This is a genomic window from Amycolatopsis acidicola (genome assembly GCF_007713735.2).
GTDB classification, from domain to species: domain Bacteria; phylum Actinomycetota; class Actinomycetes; order Mycobacteriales; family Pseudonocardiaceae; genus Amycolatopsis_E; species Amycolatopsis_E acidicola.
Genome location: NZ_VMNW02000038.1, coordinates 1 through 22478 on the forward strand (window position 1 = coordinate 1; position 22478 = coordinate 22478).

Below are 22478 nucleotides of genomic sequence, written 5' to 3' on the forward strand. Positions count from 1 at the left end.
GCCGTCCCTAGCGATCTTGCCGCTGGGTCAAGGCATCTTTCCCGCCTTGACGCAGCGACAAGATCGCGAACACTCACAGATCGGGGCGGTGGTGGGGTGTCACACAGCGCGCGCTACGCGCGTCCGTTGCTGTCTCAATCGCCTCAAACGACTCAACCCCACCCCGCCGACAAAGCACGAAGATCCTCGAACGCCCGCCGAAGATGCGCCTCCAGCCCGTCCGAAGGGTCGTCGATCCACGCCTGCGCGGCTTGATGGAACGTGGCCCACCCAGTCTGCGCCGCGAGCGCGGCCAGCCGATCGGGAACTCCCCGCTCCCGCAACGCTTCCGCCAAGGTGTCCGTGACCGCGGCGTGCTTGGCCAGTTCGCGCTCGCGGAGTGCCGGGGTCGCGGCGATGATTTCCAGCCGTGGCTCGGAAAACGGGCGATTCTCCTCGAGAATCCGGGCGGCCTTGCGAAAGGCCCGGAGCAGGATTTCGAGCGGCTGCAACCCTTCCGGCGCGCCGGCGACTTCCTGCTTCAACTCCGCGCGCAGGTCCGCCTCACCGTCGAAGAGCACCTCGCGCTTATCCGGGAAATGCCGGAAATAAGTGCGCTCGTTCAGCCCGGCGCGGGCCGCGATCTCGGCCGTGGTCGTCCGCTCGAAACCCCGCTCCCGATACAGCTCCAGCGCCGCCTGCTGCAGGCGGCGGCGCGCTTCCGCTCCACTCCTCGGCATCCCGTGAGGGTACCCGATAACGCCAGTGACTGGCGTCACGTTGCGCCAGTCACTGACACTACGGCTATCGTAGTGCCAGTCACTGGCGTTATCCGAAAGGTCGTTCCATGCACGTCTTCGTCACCGGGGGTTCGGGTCTGACCGGCCCCACCGTCGTCACCGAGCTCATCTCCGGGGGCCACACCGTCACCGGGCTCGCGCGTTCCGCCGCTTCGGCCGCGAAGCTGGAATCCTTGGGCGCTACGCCCCATCACGGCTCACTGGACGACCTCGACAGCCTGCGCAGCGGCGCCGACGCCGCGGATGGCGTGCTGCACATGGCTTTCGGCGGCGACTTCGCCGACCCCGACGACATGATGCGGCGCGATCGCGCCGCGATCGAGGCGCTCGGGCAGGCGCTGGAGGGCACGGGAAAACCGTTCGTCAGCACCTCGGGCACGCTCGTCATGCCCGAGGGCCGGGAAAGCACCGAGCAGGACGAGCCGGATCCCGCCGGACTGGCCGGTTTCCGCATTCCGGGCGAACGCGCTTGCCTCGCCGCACGGGGAGTACGCACGAGCGTCGTCCGGCTCGCGCCGACCGTGCACGGGCCCGGCGATTACGGTTTCATCGGCATGCTCGTGGCCACCGCGCGGAAAACCGGTAAGTCGGCTTATGTCGGCGACGGCGGCAACCGCTGGCCCGCCGTGCATCGGCGCGACGCGGCCGTCCTTTTCCGGCTGGCGCTGGAAAAAGCTCCGGCTGGCAGCGTGCTGCACGGGGTCGCGGAAAGCGCCGTCCCGTTCCGGAGTATCGCGGAAACAATCGCGCGCGGCCTCGATCTGCCCGCCGTTTCACTGACTCCGGAGGAAGCGGCCACGCATTTCCCAAGCCCGTTCATGGCCACCGTTTATGGCTTCGACGCGCCCGTTTCCAGCGCGCACACCCGGCAATCGCTCGGCTGGTCTCCCGCTCATCCGACGCTGCTGGAAGACCTGGCGCACGGCGACTATTTGTCCTGAGCGCGCGCCCCGCACAACCGCAGCGAGCTTTCCAGCAGGACGTCCATCGCCTTCTTCTTGCTGAGCCGCCCGGCGGCGACCTGATCCGCCGCCGTGTGGCCGAGTTCGAGGATCGCCAGTGCCAGCCAGCTCGCCGGCAACCCGCGGTCGAAGTCGCCGGTGCGCTGGCCGCGCCGGAGCAGGCGTTCGAGCCAGGCGCCGACGGCGGCGTGCGGGTCGGCGCCGTCCTGCCGCGGCGTCCGGTTCAGCGCGGGGTCCAGCAGGAACGGAAGACGTCGCACGAGCTGCCACGAGATGTCGAGGAACTGCCGCAACGCCTCGACGGGCGGGGCGCTGTCGAGACCGGCGGCATCGAGCTCGGCGAGGCCTTGCACGCGCGCGGATTCGATCAGCTCGGAGATCAGGGCCTCACGCGAAGGAAAATGGGCGTAGACCGTCTGACGCGTGACGCCCGCCGCGCCGGCGATATCCTCCATGCTCGCGTCCGGGCGCTCACCGAGCACCGTGCGCGCGGCGCCGAGAATGGCCTCGATGCTGCGCCGGGCATCGGAACGGCGGCGACGGGTGGGCGGGGCGTTGTCGAGCGTGTCAGCCATCGGCACCGAAGATACCGACACGAGGAGAACTTTGACAAGCCGTCAGAGTTCGTCTAACACTGACACCATGTCAAAGAACAGAAAGCCCGATTACGGGGTCGACGCGCCGGAATTCGCGGCGGCACTCGGCGCCGCCGGGGTGGCGTCCCTGGTGGCCGCCGCCCGGTGGCGCCGCGGCAGAGTCGCGGCGGCGCTCACCGGCGCGGCCTTCCTGGCGAGCACCGCCTGCTACCTGCACACCACGTTGCGCGGGAAGTTCCTGATCTGGGAACGGGAACTGGACCGCGCGGGCCTCAACGGCGACGAGGACCTGCTCGACCTCGGCTGCGGCCGCGGCGCGGTGCTCATCGCCGCGGCGAAAAGGCTGCCGAAAGGGCACGCGGTCGGCGTGGACCTGTGGACCAGGGACCAGAGCGACAACCGCCCCGAAGCGACGCTCGCCAACGCCGAAGCGGCCGGGGTCGCCGACCGGGTGGAGGTCCACACGGCCGACATCGCCGCCCTGCCGTTCCCGGACGCCTCCTTCGACGTCGTGACGAGCGCGATGGCGATCCACAACATCTCCTCGGCCGACCAGCGATACCGCGCGCTGGACGAAGCCCTGCGAGTGCTGCGTCCCGGCGGGCAGCTGCTCATCGCGGACCCGTGGATCATGACCCGCAAATACGCCGGACACCTCGGCCAGGGCACGCCGCGCTCGCTCGGCCCCGGCTACTGGTACGGCACCCCGTTGCTCGGCACCAGCCTCCTGCACGCGGTCAAAAGCTAGTTCCGCTCCTCCGGCGGCACGTACTCGAACGTCGGGCTCGCGCTGCCGGGATCGCCTGCTGAAACGGGATACGTCACCAAGGACCGGGCAGCGGGGCGGGACGTGACCCGCCCCGCCGACCTCATCCGGTAACGGCCGACTCGTCCGGGTCGAGACGTTCGACCTTGTCGATCAGCACGAGGTACGCGAAGAACCCGATGGCCGCCAGCACGGCCACGAACACGAGCGCCCCGTTGAACGAGCCGGTCAGGTCGAGGATCACGCCGATCACGATCGGCACGATGGCGCCGCCCAGGTTGGTGAAGAACCCGAACACCCCGCCGGAAAGGCCCATCATCCGCAACGGCGCGATTTCCGACGCCAGCGTCCAGCCGATCGCGCTCATGCCCTGCGCGAAGAACGCCACCGACATCACCACGATCACCGCCGCCGGCTTGTTCGTGTAGTTGCCGAGGATGATCAGCGCCGACCCGGCGAACCCGATCATCATCGGCACTTTCCGTGCCACGGTGCGGGAAACCCCGCGCTGCAGCAGCCGGTCCGACAACGCGCCGCTGAACAAAACCCCGACCAGCGCGGCCAGATACGGCAGCGACGCGAGGAAACCGGCCTTCACGAACGCCATTCCCTTGTCCTCGACCAGATAGCTCGGGAACCACGTCAGGAAGAACCACATCACCCCGTTCGTGCAGAACTGCGCGAGGTACATGCCCCACATCCGCCGCTTCGTCAGCAGGTACTTCAGGTCCGCCTTCGTCGCCTTGCGCTTCTCCCGCGGAGCGGCGTCCTCGACGGTCAGCGCGCGCTCGGCGTCGTTGACCTTCGGGTGTTCCGCGGGCGTGCTCTTCGCGAACCGGAACCACAGCATCGACACGAGCACGCCCGCGATCCCGGTGAGCAGGAAGATCGAATGCCAGCCGTAGCTCGCCACCAGCCACGCCAGCAGCGGCAGGAACAGCGCCAGCCCGACGAAGTTCCCCGCGTTGTACACGGCGGTCGCCCGCGCGCGTTCCTTCGACGGGAACCACGCCGTCACGAGCTTGTTGTTGCCCGCGAACGAGGGCGCCTCCGCGACGCCGAGCGCGACGCGCAGCCCCAGGAATCCCGCGAACCCCCGCGCCGCCGCGATCGCGCACGTCGACAGCGACCACAGCAGGATCGACCACCCGTAGGTGATTTTGGCGCCGTAGCGGTCGAGCAGCCACCCGCCGGGGATCTGGCACACCACGTACGCCCACGAGAACGCCGAGAGCAGCGCGCCCTGTTCCGTCCCGGTGAGCCCGAACTCCTCCTTGATCGAGGGCATCGCCACCGACAGGATCGTCCGGTCCAGGTAGTTGATCGCCGTGACGACGAGGATGAGCCCCAGGATGCGATACCGGACCTTCGTCGCGGCCGCGGTGGCGGTGACCGGTTTCGTCGTCATGCGAGCACCTTCCCTGGGTTCATGATCGAGCGGGGATCGAACGCGGACTTCAGCGACCGGTGCACGTCGACCCCGACCGGGCCCAGCTCGCGCTCCAGCCAGTCCCGCTTCAGCAGCCCGACGCCGTGCTCGCCGGTGATCGTGCCGCCCAGCTCCAGGCCGAGCGCCATCACGTCGCCGAAAGCCTCGTTCGCGCGGCGCGTCTCGTCGGGGTCGGCGGCGTCGAAGACGATCGTGGGATGCATGTTTCCGTCGCCGGCGTGCCCGGTGCAGGCGATGCACACCCCTTGCCTGCGCCCGATTTCCCCGACTCCGGCCACCAGCTCCCGCAGCCGGGTCCGCGGCACGCACACGTCGTCGCTGAGCATCGCGCCGCGCTTTTCCAGCACCAGCCCGACCGACCGGCGCGCGGCGAGGAACAGCTTGCCCTCCTCGGGCCCGTCCGCGATCAGGGCCTCTCCCCCGTGTCGTGCGGCCGCCGTCGTGAACCCTTCCAGCACAGTGTCTTCCGCGTCCGACTGTGCAATGAGGACAGTGTTCGTCCCCGGTGGGAAGCCGTAGTCACGCTCGCGAGAGACCTCGGCCAGTCCCACCGGATCGATCAGCTCCAGCAGCGAAGGCCGCAGCCCGCCGGTCATCACGTCGGTCACCGTCGCGCACGCGGAGTCGAGGTCGCCGAAGAACGCGATCGCCGTGCGCGGGGCTTCGACGGCGGGCCGCAGCGCGGTGACGATCTTCGTGACCACCCCCAGAGTCCCTTCGGAGCCCACGAAAAGCCGCGTGAGGTCGTAGCCGGCGACACCCTTCGCCGTCGACCGCCCCGTCCGCAGCACGCGCCCGTCGGCCAGCACGACCTCCAGCCCCCGCACCCAGTCCGCGGTCACGCCGTACTTCACGCAGCACAATCCGCCCGCGTTGGTCGCGACGTTCCCGCCCAGGGTGGACATCTCCCACGACGACGGGTCCGGCGGGTAGAACAGCCCCCGCCCGGCCACCGCGCGCGAGAAGTCGGCGTTGATCACGCCCGGCTCCACCGTCGCGGTCTGGTTCTCCTCGTCGAGGTCGAGGATCGCCGTCATCCGCTCCAGCGAAAGCAGGATCGCGCCGTCGATCGCGTTGGCGGCACCGGAAAGCCCGGTGCGCGCGCCCTGCGGCACGACCGGGATCCGGTGCTCGTGCGCGAAGGCCAGCACCGCCGAGACCTCCTCGGTGCTCCGCGGCCGCACGAGGCACAGCGCCTCCCCCGCCGGGCACGTCGACGCGTGGTCTTTGCTGTGTGCCGCAAGGACATCCGGGTCCGTCACCGCACCGGGCGGCAGCGCCACGAGTGGCGCCCTCATCGTGGTTCCACACCCGCGGCGAGCAGGCCCGCGTTGTCGAGCGCCGCGGCGATGCGGGCACTGACCTCGGGCGTGACCGGGCTGACCGGACGCCTCGGCACACCGCCGTCGCGGCCCTGCAGGCGCAGCGCCTCCTTGATCGTCGCGGGCTGGTTCGGCCCGTCGATGGCGCGCCAGATCGGCAGGATCTGCCCGTGTAGTTTCCGCGCCAGGTCGAGGTCCCCGGCCTGCACGGCGTCCCACAGCGCGGTGGACAGGAACGGGGTCACGGTCGGGATCGCGGCCAAAGCTCCTTGCGCGCCAAGGACAAACGCCGGCAGGTGCAGGTCGTCCACGGCGGCCAGCACGGAGATCCGGTCCGACACCGTCTCGACGAGGTCGGCGAGTTTGTGCAGGTCCCCGCCGGACTGCTTGATTCCGATCACCCACGGCAGATCCGCCAGCCGCGACACCACGTCCGGTTCGATGAGCGCCCACGGCACGACGTTGTAGATCACGATCGGCAGCTCCGCCGCCGCGCCGATCTCCGCGTAGTAGTCCACTGTGGACTCCGGAGTAGGCGACCAGAGGTAGTGCACGGGCGTGATCTGCAGCGCGTCCACCCCGGCCGCCTTGAGCGCGAGGGCATAGCGGATCACCTCGTGCGTGGAGTTCTGGATGATGCCGCCGATCACCGGGACCCGGCCGCCCACCTCGTCGACGACGATCGAGCACACCCGCGCGCTCTCCTCGGCGGACAGCGCGTTCCCCTCGCCCGTCGTGCCGCAGGCGCACAACGCCGTGATGTCCGCGCCCAGCAGGTACCGGACCTCGGCCCGGAGCTTGTCCTCGGCGATCTCCCCTCGCTCGTCGAACGGGGTCACGACCGTGGCGATGATCCCGTGCAACCGGGGACCGGGTTTGTCCGGCATGGGCTCGACTCCTTCGTCAACTGGAACATCAGATGTAATACTTCATTACTGGACGCGTTGAGGGGAACACGATGACCGAACCGAGGGCCGCGGGGCCCCTGATCACCGACTCACTGGCCGAACAGGTCTACCGGGTGCTGCGGGACCAGATCGTGCACGGCCGCCACCCGCAGGGCGCGCGGCTCGACATCCCGGCGCTGAGCGCGGCGATGGGCGTGTCGAAGACGCCGATCCGGGAAGCGTTGCAGCGCCTGGAAACCGACCAGCTCGTGGTGACGCGGCCGCGTTCGGGCACGTACGTCGCCCGGATCACCGCCGCGGACATCACCGAGCTGTGCGGGATGCGCAAGGCGATCGAGTGGTTCGCGACCGGCGAGGCCACGCACCGGATGCCCGAGTCCGTGAAGCGGGAACTCAAGGCGGAGCTGGAAGCGGCGGACGTGGCCGCGGCCGCCGGCGACCTCGAACCGTTCTACCGCTCCGACATGAACCTGCACCGCACGATCGTCCGCTACGCGGGCAACGCCAGGATCATCGCGGTCCGCGACGGCATCGAGGCCTACCTGGAATGGCTTCGCATCGGGGACACCGACAACCCGGTCCAGGCCGCCGCCGCGGCCGCCCGGCACCACGAGATCGTCGACGCGATGCTGGCCGGCGACGCCGCGAAAGCCCGCGACGTCGCCGCGCTGCACGTCGACGAGGTCCACGAAGGGAGCCTCGCCGACTTCCACGCCACCCATCCCGAAGCCTGACTCAGACGAGCTTCACGTCCGCCGCCGCGAGCGCGGCGCGCAGCGCTTCCCGCTCGGCGGCGGACACCGGCGTCAGCGGCGAAAGCGGCTGCCCGCCGTCGCGGCCCTGCAGCGCCAGCGCCGCCTTGATCCGCGCCGTCATGTTCGGGCCGTCGATCGCGCGCCACACCGGCAGCTGCTTGTTGTGCAGTTCCAGCGCGGCTTTGTGGTCACCGCGCTGCACCGCGTCCCACTGCGCGAGGCACAGCTCGGGCACGACGGTGAGGGTCGCGCTGATCGCGCCCTGCGCGCCGAGCAGGTAGCTCGGGTAGAGCAGGTCGTCGACGGCGGTGAACACCTTGCCGCCCTCGGGCGCCATGTGCAGCAGGTCGGCGAGCTGGTGGATGTTGCCACCGGACTGCTTCACGCCGATCACGTCCGGCACCTCGTTCAGCACCCGCGCGACGGTGGTGGCGGGGATCAGCGCGTACGGGATCACGTTGTAGATCACGATCGGCTTGCCGGTCTCGTCCGCGATGCGGCGGTAGTACGCGACGGTGGTGTCCTCGTCCGGCTGGAACAGGTAGTGCACCGGGGTCACCTGCAGCGCGTCGACGCCGGTCGCGGCGATCGCCTTGCCGTAGCGGATGACCTCCTTCGTGCTGTCCTGGATGATGCCGGCCACCACCGGCACCCGGCCCGCGGTCTCCTTGACCGCGGCCTCGGCGATCGCGACGGAGTCCTCGACCGAGAGCATCTGGCCGTCACCGGTGCTGCCGGTGACGCACAGCCCGTGCACGCCGAGGTCGAGGTGGTAGCGGACCTCCGCGCGCAGGGCCTCGAGGTCCGGCTCCTCGGCCGCGGTGAAGGGGCTGACCAGCGGCGGGATGATGCCGTGCAGATCGAGGGTCATCGAAGGTCCTTTCCTGGAGGCAGAACGGGAAACCGGGATCCGGCCGGGGTCTGGGGCCGGAAATGTAACCGGTGACATTTGCTACCCTGAGCGACCGGGGGCCGGTCTGTCAAGTGCTCAGCGGCCGGGGCGGTCGCAGGATCCGCGGACGTGGAACTTCGTCGGCAGGACCACGTCCTCGCCCCCGGTCTCGTCGCCGTCGAGCCGCGCGAACAGCACCCGGCCCGCCTGCGTGCCGATGTCGTGCGCGGGCTGTTCGATCGCCGTGATCGGCGGGTCGACGAACGGGAACAGATCGGTGTCGTCGAAGGTGACCAGCGACAGGTCCGCCGGGATCCGCACGCCGCGCTCGCGCACCGCCTGCAGGGCCCCGATGGCCAGCATGTTGTTGAAGGAAAACACCGCGGTCGGCCGGGAACCGAGGTCGAGCACCTCGCACATCGCCTCGTAACCTCCTTGCGTGCCCAGGAATCCCTCGCGCACGCACTCCGGGCGCACGGTGAGTCCCGCCGACTGGCACGCTTCGCGGAACCCGGCGAGCCGCTGCGCCGCGGTCGGCATCCCGGCCGGACCGGAGATCATCCCGAGATCCGTGTGCCCGAGGTCGATCAGGTAGCGCACGGCTTCCCGGGCCGCGCCGAGGCTGTCGGTGCGCACCAGCGGGATGTCGCCCAGCTCGGGCGGGCGGCGGTCGACGAACACCGTGGGAATTCCGTTGCGCACCAAGCGCGCGACCCCTTCCCCGACGCCGCTGGAGGACAGCAGCGCCACGGCGTCCACCGTGCGCCGCGCGAAGGAGGCCAGCACCTGCGCCTCGCGCTCGGAGTCGAAGTCCGAGCTGGCGATGAGCACCTGGTAGCCGTGCCGCACGGCCTCGTCCTCCAGGCCGCGGGCGACCTGCGCGGTGAACGGGTTCGCGATGTCGGACACCAGCAGGCCGACCAGTTTCGTGCGGCCGCGCGACAGGCTCGCGGCGACGCCGTGGCTGACGTAGTCCAGCTCCTCGACCGCGCGCAGCACGCGCTCCGTGCGATCCGGGCTCACCGCCGCGCCGCCGTTGAGGACGCGCGCGACCGTCGCCGTCGACACGCCGGCCGCCTTCGCCACGTCCCGGATGCTCGCCATGCGTTCCTCCCGCCTCTCCGACGATCACCAACCTAGGCCGTAAGCCAGGGCCGGCGGCCGGATCCGGTGCCCCGCCGGCACAGTATGTCGCCCCGCCCGTTGACAGAACGACCGTGTCCCACTCAGACTGTGGCGCACGATGTCACCGGTTACATTTCTACTCCGGTGTCCCTGACCAGGCAAAAGCACAGCGAGGTGCCAGGATGGCAGTCGAAAGCGGCACGAGCACGGAGCGGGCGGCCCCGCCCCGTCCGCGCGGGCGGAACGTGCGATGGGCGGTGATCAGCGCCGTCACCGTCCTGACCATCACGAGCTACCTCGACCGCGGCAACCTGTCCGTCGCCGCGCCGGTGATCCGCGACGATCTCGGCTTCAGCGCGACGCAGATGGGCCTCGTGCTCTCGGCGTTCGTCTGGCCGTACGCGATCATGAACCTGCCCTCGGGCTGGGCGATCGACCGGTTCGGGCCGAGGATCATCATGACCGTCGCGGCCGTGGTGTGGTCGATCGCCGGAGCCGCCACCGGGCTGGCCCGCAGCGTCGCCTCCTTTCTCGGGCTGCGCGTGCTGCTCGGCATGTCCGAAGCGCCGCTGTTCCCCGGCGCGCTGAAGGCGACCGACGAATGGTTCCCCGACCACGAGAAGGCGCGCGCCACCAGCGTGTACATCGCGGCCACCCAGGTCGGGCTGGCGATCGCGCCGCCGATCACCACCGCGCTGCTGATCGCGGTGGACTGGGAGCTGATGTTCGTCCTGGTCGGCGCGCTGGGCCTGCTCGGCGTCGCGTGCTGGTGGTACGCCTACCGCCACCCGGACCGCCATCCCCGCGTCAGCCCCGAAGAACTGGCCTACATCAAGGAAAACCAGCGCAGCGCCGAGGCTGCGGACGAGTCCTCGGCGCAGCTGGGCAAGCAGTGGGTGAAGCTGTTCAAGTACTCCACGATCTGGTGGATGATCATCGGCGGGTTCTGCCTGCAGTACGTGTTCTGGTTCTACATCACCTGGCTGCCCAGCTACCTCGAGTCGGCGCAGCACTTCTCGATCAGCGCTGCCGGGCTGCTCTCCGCGCTCCCCTACATCGCCGGCGGGATCGCCGTCGTGATCGGCGGCCGGTTCTCGGATCTGCTGGTGCGGCGCGGAATGCGCCCGATGGACGCCCGCCGCCGCACGATCGCCGCCGGTTCCCTGCTCACCGCGCTCGCGCTGGCCGCCACCGCCGCCAGCACCGGCCCGGCGATGGCGATGACCCTGCTGACCATCGGCATGTTCACCTACAGCCTGACCACGGCTTCGTACTGGGCGCTGGCCTCCGACGTCGCGGAAACGTCCACAATGGTCGGTTCGATCGGCAGCATCCAGAACTTCGGCGGGTTCCTCGGCGGGGCCTTCGCGCCGATCGCGACGGGCATCATCGTGGACCGCTTCGGCGGGTTCGTGCCCGCGCTCATCGTGGCCGCCGCCCTGCTGCTGGTCAGCGTCGTGTCGTACGGCCTGCTCGCGAGGAAGAAGCTGCCGGTATGAGCGTGGACGTCGTCGTGATCGGCGGCGGTTCGGCCGGAGTGGCCGCCGCCGTCTCGGCCGCCGAAGAAGGCGCGCGGACCGTGCTCGTCGAGGCCTCCGGGTCGGTCGGCGGGACGCTGGCGTGGCAGTGGCTGGAACATTCCGCGGGGTTCCACGACGTGCACGGCACGCGGGTGACCGGCGGGTTCGGGCAGCGGCTGGTGGACCGGCTGGTGCTGGCGGGCGGGTCGCCGGGGCACGTGCGGGACGACGTGGGCTACACCGCCACGCGCACGCCGGTCGACCACGCGACCTTGGCGCTGACGCAGTCGATCCTGCTCGACGAAGCCGGGGTCGAGGTGTGGCTGCAGTCGATGCCCACCGGCGTTCGCGACGGCGTTTTGACCGTCCAGACGCCTGCGGGCACGCGGACCCTGCGCGCTTCCGCGTTCGTCGATACGACCGGGGACGCCGCGGTGGCCGCGCTCGCCGGGGCCCCGATGCAGCCCGACACCGCGGAAACGCAGCCCGCTTCGCTGGCGTTCAAGGTCGGCGGGGTGGACTTCCCGGCCCTGCTGGACTATCTGCGGGCGCACCCGTCGGAACTGCGCCCGGGGAGCGTGATCGCGGACGACGACGCCGAGCACGCGAACGTGTGGGGCCTGGGCGCGCTGCTCGCCGAGGGCCGGGAGCGCGGGCTGCTTTCCTTGCACCGCACGGAGCTGCACCTGGCCGCGTGGCCACGGCGCGGCGAAGTGGTGTTCAACGTGACCCGCACGCCGACCGGGGCCGGGGACGGGTGGCTCGGCGCGGCCCACGCGCGGCTTTCCCGGCAGATCCTGGAAATCGTCGGCTGGCTGCGCGCGATGGTGCCCGGTTTCGGCGAGTGTTTCCTGACGGCGGCCGGGGATCGCGTCGGCGTGCGCGAGTCCCGGCGTGTCGTCGGCGCGTACACGATGACCGGCGAGGACGTGCACAGCGGAGCCCGGTTCGCGGACGCGGTCGGGCGCGGGGCCTTCCCGGTCGACGTGCATTCGGCGACCAAGCCGGGCCTCTCCCACACCGACGCCGTCGGTGCCGGATACGAGATTCCCTTGCGGGCACTGCAGGTTCCCGAAGTCCCGAACCTGCTGGTGGCCGGGCGGTGCGTGTCGTCGACCCACGAGGCGAACGGCACGCTGCGCATCACCGCGACGTGCTTCGTCACCGGTGAAGCCGCCGGCGTGGCCGCGGCGACGGCGGCCTCCGCCGGCGTTCCGGCCACGAAAGTGGATCCCGCCGAAGTGCGAAAGCGGTTGCAGGAAAGGAAAGCCGTGCTGAACGTCCCGGGCTAGGACAAACCGCGTGGTTTTCCCGAACCGGAAATCCGCGCGTATTCCTCGCAGGAAACCGTTGGGGTGCAACACTTTTCCGCGTCGCGCGACTTCACTGCCGGAAGCACGCGCGACCGGGAAGGCGGCCATGCACCCGAAATCGGGCTCGTTCACCAGCCGTGACCGGGACGACCAGGTCCTGGCGCAGTTCGGTTCCCCCGGCGCCGCCGCGCGGTACGCCGCCGAGCAGGAAGGCGCCGGTTCGTCGGCGCGGTTCGCCGCCGCCCGGCGCCGCCTGGTCCTGCGCGCTCTGTCATCGCCGCCCGGGCCCGAGGTTTTGGACCTCGGGTGCGGGCCGGGGCAGACCGCGTCGGCCCTGCTGCCGCGGTTCCGCGTGACGGCGCTCGACCGCTCCCCCGCGATGGCCGAGGAATGCACGCGCCGATGCGAGGGAGCCGTGCGGGCCGTGGTCGGCACGGTCGAAGACCTTCCGCTGCTGGACAACCACTTCGACGCCGTCCTGTTGCTGGGCGTCCTGGAGTACACCGACGCCGCGCGCGTCTTCCACGAGGCGAGCCGTGTGCTGCGGTCCGGCGGGCTGTTGCTCGCGAGCATGCTCAACCCGGGTTGCCCGCACCGCGTCGTCCAGCTCCAAGTGAAGTGGCCGCTCCTGCGCCTCGCGCGTGCCGTGGAGCGCGCGCTCGGCGTGCCGCCGGAACGTCGTCACGGGCGCGTCGAGCACGGCATGCGGATACTGCCGCCCAGGGCGGTCCGCGATCTGGCCACCGCGTCCGGCCTCGTCCCCGCGGGCGTGACGTACTTCGACCCGATGCGCCCGCTTCCGGCCCGCGAAATCACCGGCGGCTGGCGCGCCTCCTGGGCGACCGGCTACCTCTTCGAAGGCCGGAAACCGTGATCAGGGGCGGCCGGCGTGCGGGACGTCGACCTCGGTGGTGAACAGCACCGCTTCCCTGGCCTGGGCACGCCGGTGCTCGAAGTAGTCCGGCGCCGCGCACATGAGCAGGGTCCGGCCGTCCTCGCCGCCGAGCATGCAGGCGTACAGGCCGAGCCCGTCCGGCGTGACGATCTCGTCCACCACCGCCCCGCCGGGCGCCACGCGCACGACGCGGTTGCCGATGGCGTCGGCGGCCCAGAGGTGTCCTTCGGCGTCGAGGGTGCATCCGTCCGGCCCGAGGACCAGCTGCCCGGAGATCTCCTCCGACGTTCCCGAGGGCAGCGGGCCGAACTCCGCCCACACCCGCCGCCCGGTCAGCGCGCCGTCCGGGGCGAGGTCGAAGGCGGTGTACCGGTTGCCGAACGTCTCGCCCACGATCAGCGTGGCGCCGTCCGGCGTGATGACCGAGCCGTTCGGGAAGTACAGGTCACGGGCGACGACGGCGACGGTGCCGTCGGGGTCGACGCGTTTGAGCGAGGCCGTCCCGAACTCGCCGCCGCCCATCAGGTCCATGCCGAAGTCGCCGACGAAGATGTGCCCGCCATCGTCGATCACGAAATCGTTGAGCAGGCCGCCGCAGTGCGCGGACAGATCGGCCAAAGTGGACAGACGCCCGCCGTCCCAGCGGAGCAGCCGGTGATCCTTCATCGAGCCGACGACGAGCGAACCGTCGGGCAGCCAGCCCAGCCCCGATGGCTGCTGCTCCACCTCGACGACCAGCTCTTCGCTGCCGTCGGGACCGACCCGGCTCACCTGATGCCGGTAGAAGTCCGAAACCCACCACGAGCCGTCATGCCATCGCGGCGCCTCGAAGAACGCGCCGCCGCCGAGGAGCACCCGAACTTCCCTGTCCGCCATGCGGGCACCGTACCAACAACCGGGGGCCCGGAAAACCGGCTCACCGGGCCTTGCCGGCGCACGCGCCACGCCGAGGGAGGTGCCCGCGTCCGCCCGGATCAGATTGTTCGACAAGAAATCGGACCAACGGAGCGTTTTTCGCTCAACGACAGAGCGAGTGGCCCGAATGTTACGGTGATCGTCGGCGATTTTGTCTGACGATCCGAGGTGGTCCATGCTGAGGCGGTTCTCCCCGCGGTCGACGTTCGCGGCGCTGACCGTGCGGAACTACCGGCTCTTCGCCACCGGCCAGGTCATCTCGGTGACCGGCACCTGGATGCAGAAGATGGCCCAGTCCTGGCTGGTGCTGGAACTGACGAACTCCGGCCTCGTGCTCGGGCTGACCACCGCCGCGCAACAGCTGCCCAGTCTCCTGTTCACCCCGGTCGCCGGGCTGTTCACCGACCGGACGGACCGGCGCAAACTGCTGCTGTGGGCGCAGGTCGCGTCCATCGCCCCGGCACTCGCGCTCGGCGCGCTGGCCTGGACGCACCACGCGACGACGTGGCTGATCATCGTGCTGGCGTTCGTGCTCGGCTGCATCGACGCCGTCGAAAAGCCGAGCCGGATGACCTTCGCGATGGACGTGGTCGGCCGCCGGCACCTCGCGAACGCCGTGATGCTCAACGGAATCGTGCAGAACTCGGGCAAGGTCGTCGGGCCCGCCGTCGCCGGGGCGCTGATCGCGACCGTCGGGCTGCCGGACACGTTCTTCCTCAACGCGGTCTCGTTCCTGCCCGTCATCGCGGGCCTGATGATGATGCGCCGCGACGAGCTCCACCCCACCGAGCCCGCGCCGCGGCGCAAGGGCCAGCTCCGCGAAGGGTTCGCCTACGCGTGGAACAACCGCGCCCTGCGCGGGCCGCTGCTGCTGATGACCGTCAGCGGCACCCTGGCCTACAACTTTCCCGTCGTGCTCCCGCTGCTGGCCAAGGACACGTTCACCGGCGGCCCGGAACTCGCCGGTTCCCTGTTCACCGCGATGGGCGTCGGCGCGATCGTCGGCGGGTTGTCGGTGGCGGGCGTGACCACCGTGACGCAAGGCCGGCTCGCGCGCAGCGGGCTGTTGTTCGCCGGGCTGCTGGCCGCGTCGTTCCTCGCCCCCAACACTTTGACGGCACTGCTCGCGATGTGCCTCCTCGGCGCCACCAGCGTCACCTTCCGCGCGGTCGCGACCACGCTCGTGCAGCTCACCAGCGACCCGGCCATGCGCGGCCGCGTGATTTCGCTGTTGCTCGTGGCGCTCAACGGAACCACGCCGATCGGCGCCCCGGTCATCGGCTGGGTCGGCGAGCACTGGGGTGCCCGTGCCGCGCTCCTCGTCGGCGCGGTGGCGACGGCGGCGGCCGCGTTGTTCCTCCTGCGCCGCACCGATCGTGTGACGTAATACCGTCCAAAAGCGACACTCCGGCGCGTTCGCGGCAAACCGATGTCCTAGCTGGTGGGACTTTCAGTAAAATCTCAGTCTGGCGCTGAACTCTGCGCCGGTGACGACGGATCTGGCGGCCGCGCCGGTGCGGCCGCGCGAGGGCAGGCTGCGGAACATCGACCTGATGCGCGTCACGGTCTTCTTGGCCGTGATCTCCGCGCACGTGGTGACGAACACGCTGGACCTGGCCGGAATCGGGGTCGCGGGCTGGGGCATGCTGATGCACTTCACCCGCTACGCGTTCGTGTTCATCTCCGGTTTCGTCCTGTTCCACGGGTATCGCGGCCGGAAGCTGACGCCCGCGACGTTCTGGCGGAAGCGCTTCTCCACCGTGGTGGTCCCGTATGTGCTGTGGACCTGTGTCTACTTCGGACTGGACAGCTCGCTGGTGCCGTGGCCGAGCTTCGGGCTGTGGCTGGAAACGCTGGGGCAGCGCGTGTCGTGGGGGAACGAGTGGTACCACCTGTATTTCCTGCACCTGACCATCCAGCTTTCGCTGCTGTTCCCGCTGCTGCGCCGGCTGGTACGGCGGTCCGAGGGCAGGCACGGTCTCCTGCTCGCCGCGGCGGGCGCGATCCAGGCCGGGTACATGTGGATGATCTCCGAGGTGCCGGCGCCTGCGGGGCCGCTCGGTGAGATCTGGCCGCACACCGACATGATGCTGCCGCTGTACGTGTTCTTCTTCGTGGCGGGCGCCGTCGCGGCCGAACACCGGGAAGCCCTGGACGCGTGGATCACCGGCCACCGCTGGGTTGTCGTCGCGATCGGCGTGGGCACGCTCCTCTTCACCGGCGGCGTGTTCGTCCTGCGGGCGCCCGACTACGCCTGGGCCGCCGCCGCGCCCACCTACCCGGCCGTCCTGCCGTGGGCGATCGGCGCGACGCTACTCGTCTACGCCGCGAGCCTCGCTTGGTCGCGGCGTAGACCCGCCGACGGCTTCAGCGCGCGCCTGGTCGCGGCGGGCGCGCATCGTGCCTTCGGGGTGTTCGCCGTGCATCCGCTGGTGCTGTGGGTTTTGGAGGTCACGTTGGTGCCGTGGCTCGGCCGGGAAGTCCCCGACGCCCCCGCCCGCACGGCGATCGTCTTCCTGCTCACGGTGGCGGGCGCGCTGGCGGTGGTGGAAGTCCTGCTGCACACGCCGTTGAGCAAGTACCTCCTCGCCCGCCCTCACGAACCCCTTCCCGCGTCTCGTGTTGGCCCCTCCCGGCTACGCGTTGGCCGACGGGGTTGATGTGTTGGCCCCTCCCGTCGATCTGTTGGCCGGTGGGGTCGATGTGTTGGCCGCCCGTCGGCAGCTGCGAGCCAGCGACAGCCAACTCGGGTCAACACACCACCCGGAACGGCCAACACACCGACGTGGCGAGCCAACACACCGACGGGAACCACCAAAACGCGAGGCCCACCACACCCATCCCCACCACACTCCCCCGCCCGAGGGCGGATACTGCCACCGTGCCCAGGATGATCACCAGCCACGGACTGACCGTCGACCACACCGAGCACGGCCCGGCACAGGGCCGCCCGCTCGTGTTGCTCGCCGGGTTCCTCGCGCCCGCGACGTCGTGGCGCCACCAGGTGCCGGCCTTGGCCGCGGCCGGGTATCGCGTGTTCGCCGTCGATCTGCCCGGGCACGGCACCGCGGGCCCGCAGCCGGACGGAACCGGCATGGACGAACGCGCCGACGCGCTCGCCGAGTTCCTGTCCGCGCCGGGCTTGCGCGGCGTCACCCTCATCGGCGGGTCGATGGGCGGCAACACGATCTGGGCCTACCTCAGCCGGTACAGCGCCGACAGGCTGCGGTCGATCGTGATCGTCGACCAGACGCCCAAAATGCTCAACACCCCCGACTGGCCCCATGGCTACTACGGCTACGAACCGGGCAACGCCGAGACGTTCTTCGCGAACGGCATCCCCCGGACCGGCCACGGCACCCCGGTCTGGCGCCGGGGCAAGCGGCTCCTGCGCCTCCTGCAGGCGATGGGCGGCGCGCCCCGGCTCCCGCTCACCGCCGCCGACCGCGCCCTGCTGCAGGATCACGCGCGCCGCGACTGGCGGGAGACGTTGCGGGACAACGACATCCCGGCCCTGTTCGTCGCGGGCGAGGAGAGCGAGCTGTGGCCGTGCACGCACGCTGCCGCGTCGGCCGCGCTCATGCCCCGCGGCCGCGCGGCGATCATCGCGAAGGCCGGGCACGCGACCAACGTCGAGCAGCCCGAGGCGTTCAACCGCGGCGTCCTGAGCTTCCTCACCGATCCCGGCGTGCCCTGACGCCGGCCCGGCTATCGTGTCCGGCGAGTGGGAGGGGACGCGATCATGCCAGACGAACCGCTGCTGTCCGGTGGCCCGGAGGAGATCAAGCGCAAGCTGCGCGCCATCGCCGACGAGGCGAAGGCGAAGTCCGAGCGGTTCACCGCCGTGCGCCGTCAGGTCGAAACCTCGGTGATCGACGAGGAGTCGCCGGACGGCGTCGTCCGGGTGAGCGTCCGGGCCAGCGGGGCGCTCGCCGGCCTGCACCTCTCCGAACGCGCCCGCGGGCTGGCCCCCGCGCAGCTCGCTGAGCTGGTGATGGCCACCGTCGCCCGCGCGCAGGGCAAGATCGCCGCGCGGGTACAGCAGATCGCGCGGGACAACGGGGTCGGCGAAGATCCGGCGACCACGACGATGGTCGCCCGGTTCACCGAGGAGTTCCCCGAGCCCGAGCCGTCCGGGCCGCCTGCCGGCCCCGGCGAGATGCGGCTGGGCGGAATCGAGGACGAGCCCGCGCCGAAGCCGTCCCGGCCCGCGACCCCGCCGGACGAAGACGACGGCTACTGGGACAAGCAGTCGTTCCTGCGCGGCAACTGAGGGAGAGAGCATGAGCCAGGGTTTCGAGGTCGACACCGGCGAGCTGCGCGAGCACGCCGGAACGCTGAACGGCGTCCAGGGCCAGTCGGCCGAGGCCGTCGACGCCGGGCATGAGGTCACCCCCGGCGGCTGGGACAACGCGTACGGCGTGATCTGCCAATCCTTCCCGCAGCTGCTCCGGCCGACGGCCGAGCGCGGCATCGACGCGCTGCAGCGGGTCACCGACGGCTTGGCGAACCATGTCCAGCAGGTGGGCGCCGCGGCCGACGCCTACGACAAACTGGACGAGCAGATCGCCGGCCAGTTCCGCGAGATCCTGCGCGACCTGGACCGGATCCGAGACGGGCGCGCCGGTGGCCACTGACAACCCGCTGGTCAACCCGTCGTCCCAGTTCGACCCGGACGACTACGGTCCCGACCCGGAAAAGATCGCCCAGGGCGACCTGAGCACGCTGAACCCCATCACCTCCGGCGGCGACTGGTGGGCGGGCTCGGGCCTGTGGGACGACTGCAACCAGCTCGCGAAGTCCATCCAGGACCGCGACCTCGTGGGCGTCTTCTTCGGCACCGTCGCCGTGGAGCTCGACGCGATCGGCGTGCTGATGGACCCGATCGGCACCGCGCTCTCCGGCCTGGCCGGCTGGATGATCGAGCACCTGAAACCGTTGCGGCTCATGCTCGACGAGCTGGCCGGGAACCCGGACACCATCAAGGGCGTGGCGCAGACCTGGACGAACATCTCCGGCCGGATGAAGGAGGTCGCACAGGCGCAGCAGGACGCGGTCCAGCAGGGCACCACGCACTGGCAGGGCCCGGCGGCCGACGCGTACCGCAAGTCCGCCGGGAAACTGTACGACGCGGCGGGAGCCACCAGCAGCCTGTCCGAAGGCATGAGCTCGCTGATCCAGGCCATGGGCGAATGCGTGGCCACGGTGCGCAGCCTGGTGCGCGATCTGATCGCCACTCTCGTCGCCGAGCTGGTGCAGGACGCGCTGGAAGAAGCCGCGTCGATCGGGTTCGCGACCCCGCTGGTGATCGAGGAAGCGACCGGCGCGATCACCCGGTGCACCGGCCGTACGGTCGCGACGATCGAGAAGCTCGTCGACGTCATCGGCGAGGTCCTCGACATCGCGACCAAGATCAACAGCCTGCTGCAGACCATCGCGAAGGTGATCGAGGACCTCCCCAAGGCCACCCAGGCGGCGGGCTGATCCCGTGGTCACCCTCGTCGTCGTCCTCGCGATCGTGCTGCCTCTCCTCGTCCTCGGCGCGGTGCTGTTCGTGCCGGTGCGCAGAATCTGGCGGCAGGACAAGGTGACCAAACCGTGGCGGGGACTGGGCACGTGGTCCCCGGGCCCGCCGGACGAGACAGCGCTCGAATGGATCCGCGTCGCGTACCCGAGCGGGGCGTCGCGCGTGCTCGGGGCGGCGCACCGCGACACGATCACAGCCACCGCGTACGGATGGCATCGCGGCTACCGGATCTTCGCGCACGAATGGCAGTGGCACGAGGTGGGCGCCGGCCGTCCCCGGACGATCCAGCGCACGGTCATCTCCATCGAACTCCCGATTTCCGTGCCCTGGCTGGAAATCAAGCGCGACGGGAGTACCGGCGATCCCGGTTTCGCCCGCGCGGTGCTGACGCCGCCGGTGGCCCAGTGGCTGCTCGCCGATCCCCGCGCGCAGTACTACCCGGTGCGGTTCGCGGGCAGGCGGGTCAGCATCGCCGAACGCGGCGGCCTCCACGTCGAAACGCTCGGCCCGCCCGCCGACTTCCTCGTCGAACTCCTCAGCCGCACACCCGCGATCTGAGCGAACCTCAGCGCCGCGTCCCTTCCGTTCACCGCGGGCGCAGCTCGACCGGCAGGCCGTCGGTCGGCATCGGCCCGGTGCCGTAGCGCATCGGCGGCTCGTAGCCCTCGGGCACACGCCACGAAAACCGTTGCAGCAGCTGGTGCATCACGGCCTTGACCTCCATCCCGCCGAAGAACTGCCCGATGCACTTGTGCGCCCCGCCACCGAACGGCGACCACGCGAACCGGTGTTCCGGTTTGCGTTCGGCGGAAAACCGGTCCGGGTCGAACTTGTCGGCGTCCGGCCACCACTGTTCCATCCGCTGCATCGCGTAGACCGACACGCCGATCTTGGTGCCCTTGGGGATGTAGTAGCCGAGGATCTCGGTGTCCTTGACCGCCTGCCGGAAGAGCGAGCCCACCGGCGCGTTGATCCGCAGGGTCTCCTTGAACACCTGGTCCAGCGCCGGGAGGCGGTCGAGATCGTCGTAGCCCAGCTCGGGTTCGCCGAGCGCGAGCGACTCTTCCCGGACCCGATCCTGCCATTCCGGATGGCGGCCGAGGTAGTAGGCCATCATGGCGAGGGTGATCGTGCTGGTGTCGTGCGCGGCCATCAGCACGAAGATCATGTGGTTGACGATGTCGGTGTCGGTGAACCGCTGCCCGTCCTCGTCTTCGGCGCGGCACAGCACGCTGAACAGGTCCTCGCCGTCACCGTCGCGTTTGGACTGAATCCGCGTCCGGAAGTACTCCTCGAGTATCCGGCGCCCGCGTAGCCCGCGCGCCCACGTGCCGCCCGGCACCGGTGCCCGCACGAGGGCCTGCCCGCCGTGCACGGCGTCGACGAAAGCCTGCTCGATCCGCGCCTGCTCCGGGCCAGCCACCTCGCCGACGAACACGTCGGTCGCGATTCCCAGTGTCAGCCGTTTCGCCGCCGTGTAGACCGGAAAACGTGGGCCAGGGCGCCATTCGCCGAGGTCCCGGCGGATCCGCGGGTTCATCGCGGCGAGGTAGCCCTGCAGCCGCGGCCGGGTGAACGCGGCCTGCATGATGCGCCGGTGCCCCAGGTGCTCCTCGAATTCGAGCAGGAGCAGGCCGCGGTGGAAGAACGGGCCGATGAGGTACTCGTAGAACCCCGTGTTGCCGAAGGATTTGTCGCGGTTCGCCATCACGCGCTCGATGCCGTCCGGGCTGTTCACGCCGACGACCTTCGTGCCGAGCATGCCCGACCACGCGACCGGGCCGTATTCCTCGTACCGTTCGCGGGCGGAGTCCAGCACGTTCGTCAGCCCGTACAACGTGTGCCCCACCAAGGGAAGCCCGTAGTCACCCGGCACCGCGCGCAGGCCGGAACCGGCCGGCGGCACCGCCAGCGGACGGGAGGGGGACGGGTATTTCTCGCCGAGCCTGCCGAGCGCCGAACCGACCTTGTCCACTAACCCGGTGACCATGACCGTGCGCCTCCGTCCGCCCAGTGCGAAGCCGTTCCGGACCATAACAGGAATCACAGTTATCCGTAAACACGTGATTCCTCATTGCTGTGCCAGACTGGCAGCCGTGACACGGACAGTGCGCGGGGTCTACCGGGGAGCCACCGCCGACGAACGGCGCGCCGAGCGGCGCCGCCGGCTGATGGACGCGGCGCTCGAGGTGATCGGCAACCAGGGCTGGTCCGCCGCCACCGTGCGCGCGGTGTGCGAGGAAGCCCATGTGGGGCCCCGGTTCTTCTACGAGAGCTTCGAGGACATGAACGCGCTCGCGGCCGCCGTGCACGACGAGATCGTCGAAACGGCGCTCACCCGCACGCTCGCCGCCGTCGCCGCGGCGCCGGACGACCAGGCCGCGAAAACACGCGCGGCGCTGGGCACGATGATCGCCGATCTCACCGACGACCCCCGGCGGGCGCGGGTCACGTTCAGCGAAGCGCATGGCAGTGAAGTCCTGATGCGGCGGCGGTTCACGGCGATGCGCGCGGTGGCCGAAGCGATGGTCACGCAGACCCGCGGGCTGGTGCCGAAGGAGAACGAGCGCGTCCTGCAGGCCGTGTCGCTGGTGCTCACCGGTGGCTTCGCCGAGCTGGTGCTGGTGTGGTTGGACGGCGGCCTCGACTGCGATCGCGACGAACTGATCGCCGTGTGCACCGAATTCGCCCTCACCACCACGGAAAGCCTGCCCCGGCTGGCTAACCGCCTATCGCGTCTTTAGTCCTTTGTA

General features: G+C 70.2%; 23 protein-coding genes and 1 pseudogene. 14 read left to right on the plus strand and 10 right to left on the minus strand.

The genetic code is table 11. From position 1 onward, the window contains the following. Positions 1-152: 152 nt before the first annotated feature. Positions 153-719 carry a TetR/AcrR family transcriptional regulator gene (locus FPZ12_RS23745; protein ID WP_144751611.1) on the minus strand — a complete coding sequence of 189 codons (567 nt, stop codon included), beginning with the start codon at positions 717-719 and terminating at the stop codon, positions 153-155. A gap of 107 nt (positions 720-826) precedes the next feature. Here FPZ12_RS23745 and FPZ12_RS23750 point away from each other — a divergent pair, with 107 nt between their 5' ends. Beyond that, entirely contained in the window at positions 827-1720 is an 894-nt protein-coding gene (locus FPZ12_RS23750) for an SDR family oxidoreductase (protein ID WP_144751614.1), read from the plus strand. On the opposite strand, the gene FPZ12_RS23755 is transcribed toward FPZ12_RS23750, so the two are convergent. Beyond that, positions 1708-2316: a TetR/AcrR family transcriptional regulator gene (locus tag FPZ12_RS23755; protein ID WP_144751617.1), complete on the minus strand. Its 609-nt coding sequence runs from the start codon at positions 2314-2316 to the stop codon at positions 1708-1710. The genes FPZ12_RS23750 and FPZ12_RS23755 overlap by 13 nt on opposite strands. Positions 2317-2383: 67 nt before the next feature. On the opposite strand from FPZ12_RS23755, the gene FPZ12_RS23760 reads away from it, so the two are divergent. Then, the gene (locus FPZ12_RS23760) at positions 2384-3085 is read left to right on the plus strand and encodes a class I SAM-dependent methyltransferase (RefSeq protein WP_144751620.1); all 702 of its coding nucleotides are present in this window, start codon (positions 2384-2386) and stop codon (positions 3083-3085) included. 121 nt (positions 3086-3206) lie between these two features. Here FPZ12_RS23760 and FPZ12_RS23765 read toward each other — a convergent pair whose 3' ends face one another. Genes FPZ12_RS23765 through FPZ12_RS23775 form a run of 3 tightly spaced genes read right to left on the minus strand, consistent with a single transcriptional unit; the run spans position 3207 to position 6762 of the window. Then, on the minus strand, positions 3207-4511 hold the full coding sequence (locus tag FPZ12_RS23765) for an MFS transporter (protein ID WP_144751623.1): 1305 nt from the start codon (positions 4509-4511) through the stop codon (positions 3207-3209). Beyond that, positions 4508-5851: an FAD-binding oxidoreductase gene (locus FPZ12_RS23770; protein ID WP_144751626.1), complete on the minus strand. Its 1344-nt coding sequence runs from the start codon at positions 5849-5851 to the stop codon at positions 4508-4510. The genes FPZ12_RS23765 and FPZ12_RS23770 overlap by 4 nt, the downstream gene beginning before the upstream one ends. Further along, positions 5848-6762, minus strand: coding sequence for a dihydrodipicolinate synthase family protein (locus FPZ12_RS23775; protein WP_144751628.1), 915 nt, complete (start codon positions 6760-6762; stop codon positions 5848-5850). The genes FPZ12_RS23770 and FPZ12_RS23775 overlap by 4 nt, the downstream gene beginning before the upstream one ends. A 71-nt stretch (positions 6763-6833) precedes the next feature. On the opposite strand from FPZ12_RS23775, the gene FPZ12_RS23780 reads away from it, so the two are divergent. Then, complete coding sequence (locus tag FPZ12_RS23780; RefSeq protein WP_144751631.1) at positions 6834-7517, plus strand: GntR family transcriptional regulator; 684 nt, start codon at positions 6834-6836, stop codon at positions 7515-7517. A 1-nt stretch (position 7518) separates the two neighbouring features. Here the strand turns inward: FPZ12_RS23780 and FPZ12_RS23785 are convergent, their stop codons facing one another. The 3 genes and pseudogenes from FPZ12_RS23785 to FPZ12_RS46900 form a co-directional block, all read right to left on the minus strand. After that, complete coding sequence (locus FPZ12_RS23785; protein WP_144751633.1) at positions 7519-8409, minus strand: dihydrodipicolinate synthase family protein; 891 nt, start codon at positions 8407-8409, stop codon at positions 7519-7521. A gap of 117 nt (positions 8410-8526) precedes the next feature. Next, complete coding sequence (locus FPZ12_RS23790; protein ID WP_279537831.1) at positions 8527-9429, minus strand: LacI family DNA-binding transcriptional regulator; 903 nt, start codon at positions 9427-9429, stop codon at positions 8527-8529. Beyond that, positions 9409-9540: pseudogene (locus FPZ12_RS46900) on the minus strand (LacI family DNA-binding transcriptional regulator); the annotation flags it as partial. The gene FPZ12_RS23790 and the pseudogene FPZ12_RS46900, both read right to left, overlap by 21 nt. Before the next feature lie 197 nt (positions 9541-9737). Here FPZ12_RS46900 and FPZ12_RS23795 point away from each other — a divergent pair. The 3 genes from FPZ12_RS23795 (at position 9738) to FPZ12_RS23805 (ending at position 13262) form a co-directional block, all read left to right on the plus strand. Further along, positions 9738-11054 carry an MFS transporter gene (locus tag FPZ12_RS23795; RefSeq protein ID WP_144751639.1) on the plus strand — a complete coding sequence of 439 codons (1317 nt, stop codon included), beginning with the start codon at positions 9738-9740 and terminating at the stop codon, positions 11052-11054. Further along, positions 11051-12367: an FAD-dependent oxidoreductase gene (locus FPZ12_RS23800; protein ID WP_144751641.1), complete on the plus strand. Its 1317-nt coding sequence runs from the start codon at positions 11051-11053 to the stop codon at positions 12365-12367. Before FPZ12_RS23795 ends, FPZ12_RS23800 begins: the two co-directional genes overlap by 4 nt. Positions 12368-12494: 127 nt before the next feature. Further along, positions 12495-13262, plus strand: a complete 768-nt coding sequence (locus FPZ12_RS23805; protein ID WP_144751645.1) for a class I SAM-dependent methyltransferase — start codon at positions 12495-12497, stop codon at positions 13260-13262. Here FPZ12_RS23805 and FPZ12_RS23810 read toward each other — a convergent pair whose 3' ends face one another. Then, on the minus strand, positions 13263-14159 hold the full coding sequence (locus tag FPZ12_RS23810) for an SMP-30/gluconolactonase/LRE family protein (RefSeq protein WP_144751648.1): 897 nt from the start codon (positions 14157-14159) through the stop codon (positions 13263-13265). It lies immediately after the preceding gene. A gap of 214 nt (positions 14160-14373) precedes the next feature. On the opposite strand from FPZ12_RS23810, the gene FPZ12_RS23815 reads away from it, so the two are divergent. The 7 genes from FPZ12_RS23815 to FPZ12_RS23845 all read left to right on the plus strand — a co-directional run bounded on the left by FPZ12_RS23815 (position 14374) and on the right by FPZ12_RS23845 (position 20283). Then, entirely contained in the window at positions 14374-15585 is a 1212-nt protein-coding gene (locus tag FPZ12_RS23815) for an MFS transporter (RefSeq protein ID WP_208025970.1), read from the plus strand. Between the two features lie 100 nt (positions 15586-15685). Further along, positions 15686-16858: an acyltransferase gene (locus FPZ12_RS23820; RefSeq protein ID WP_144751651.1), complete on the plus strand. Its 1173-nt coding sequence runs from the start codon at positions 15686-15688 to the stop codon at positions 16856-16858. A 230-nt stretch (positions 16859-17088) separates the two neighbouring features. Then, positions 17089-17895 (plus strand): alpha/beta fold hydrolase, encoded by an 807-nt coding sequence (locus FPZ12_RS23825; protein WP_144751654.1) that lies wholly within the window; start codon positions 17089-17091, stop codon positions 17893-17895. A gap of 45 nt (positions 17896-17940) precedes the next feature. Further along, positions 17941-18471, plus strand: coding sequence for a YbaB/EbfC family nucleoid-associated protein (locus tag FPZ12_RS23830; protein ID WP_144751658.1), 531 nt, complete (start codon positions 17941-17943; stop codon positions 18469-18471). Positions 18472-18481: 10 nt separating this feature from the next. Next, a complete protein-coding gene (locus FPZ12_RS23835; protein ID WP_144751661.1) occupies positions 18482-18835 on the plus strand; it encodes a type VII secretion target in 354 nt (117 codons plus the stop codon). After that, the gene (locus tag FPZ12_RS23840) at positions 18825-19682 is read left to right on the plus strand and encodes a WXG100 family type VII secretion target (protein WP_144751664.1); all 858 of its coding nucleotides are present in this window, start codon (positions 18825-18827) and stop codon (positions 19680-19682) included. Before FPZ12_RS23835 ends, FPZ12_RS23840 begins: the two co-directional genes overlap by 11 nt. Before the next feature lie 4 nt (positions 19683-19686). Continuing rightward, positions 19687-20283: a hypothetical protein gene (locus FPZ12_RS23845; protein ID WP_144751667.1), complete on the plus strand. Its 597-nt coding sequence runs from the start codon at positions 19687-19689 to the stop codon at positions 20281-20283. A gap of 28 nt (positions 20284-20311) precedes the next feature. Here FPZ12_RS23845 and FPZ12_RS23850 read toward each other — a convergent pair whose 3' ends face one another. Next, a complete protein-coding gene (locus FPZ12_RS23850; protein ID WP_144751670.1) occupies positions 20312-21715 on the minus strand; it encodes a cytochrome P450 in 1404 nt (467 codons plus the stop codon). Between the two features lie 106 nt (positions 21716-21821). Between FPZ12_RS23850 and FPZ12_RS23855 the strand changes: the two genes are divergently transcribed. Beyond that, positions 21822-22469 (plus strand): TetR/AcrR family transcriptional regulator, encoded by a 648-nt coding sequence (locus FPZ12_RS23855; protein ID WP_144751673.1) that lies wholly within the window; start codon positions 21822-21824, stop codon positions 22467-22469. Positions 22470-22478 lie beyond the last annotated feature (9 nt).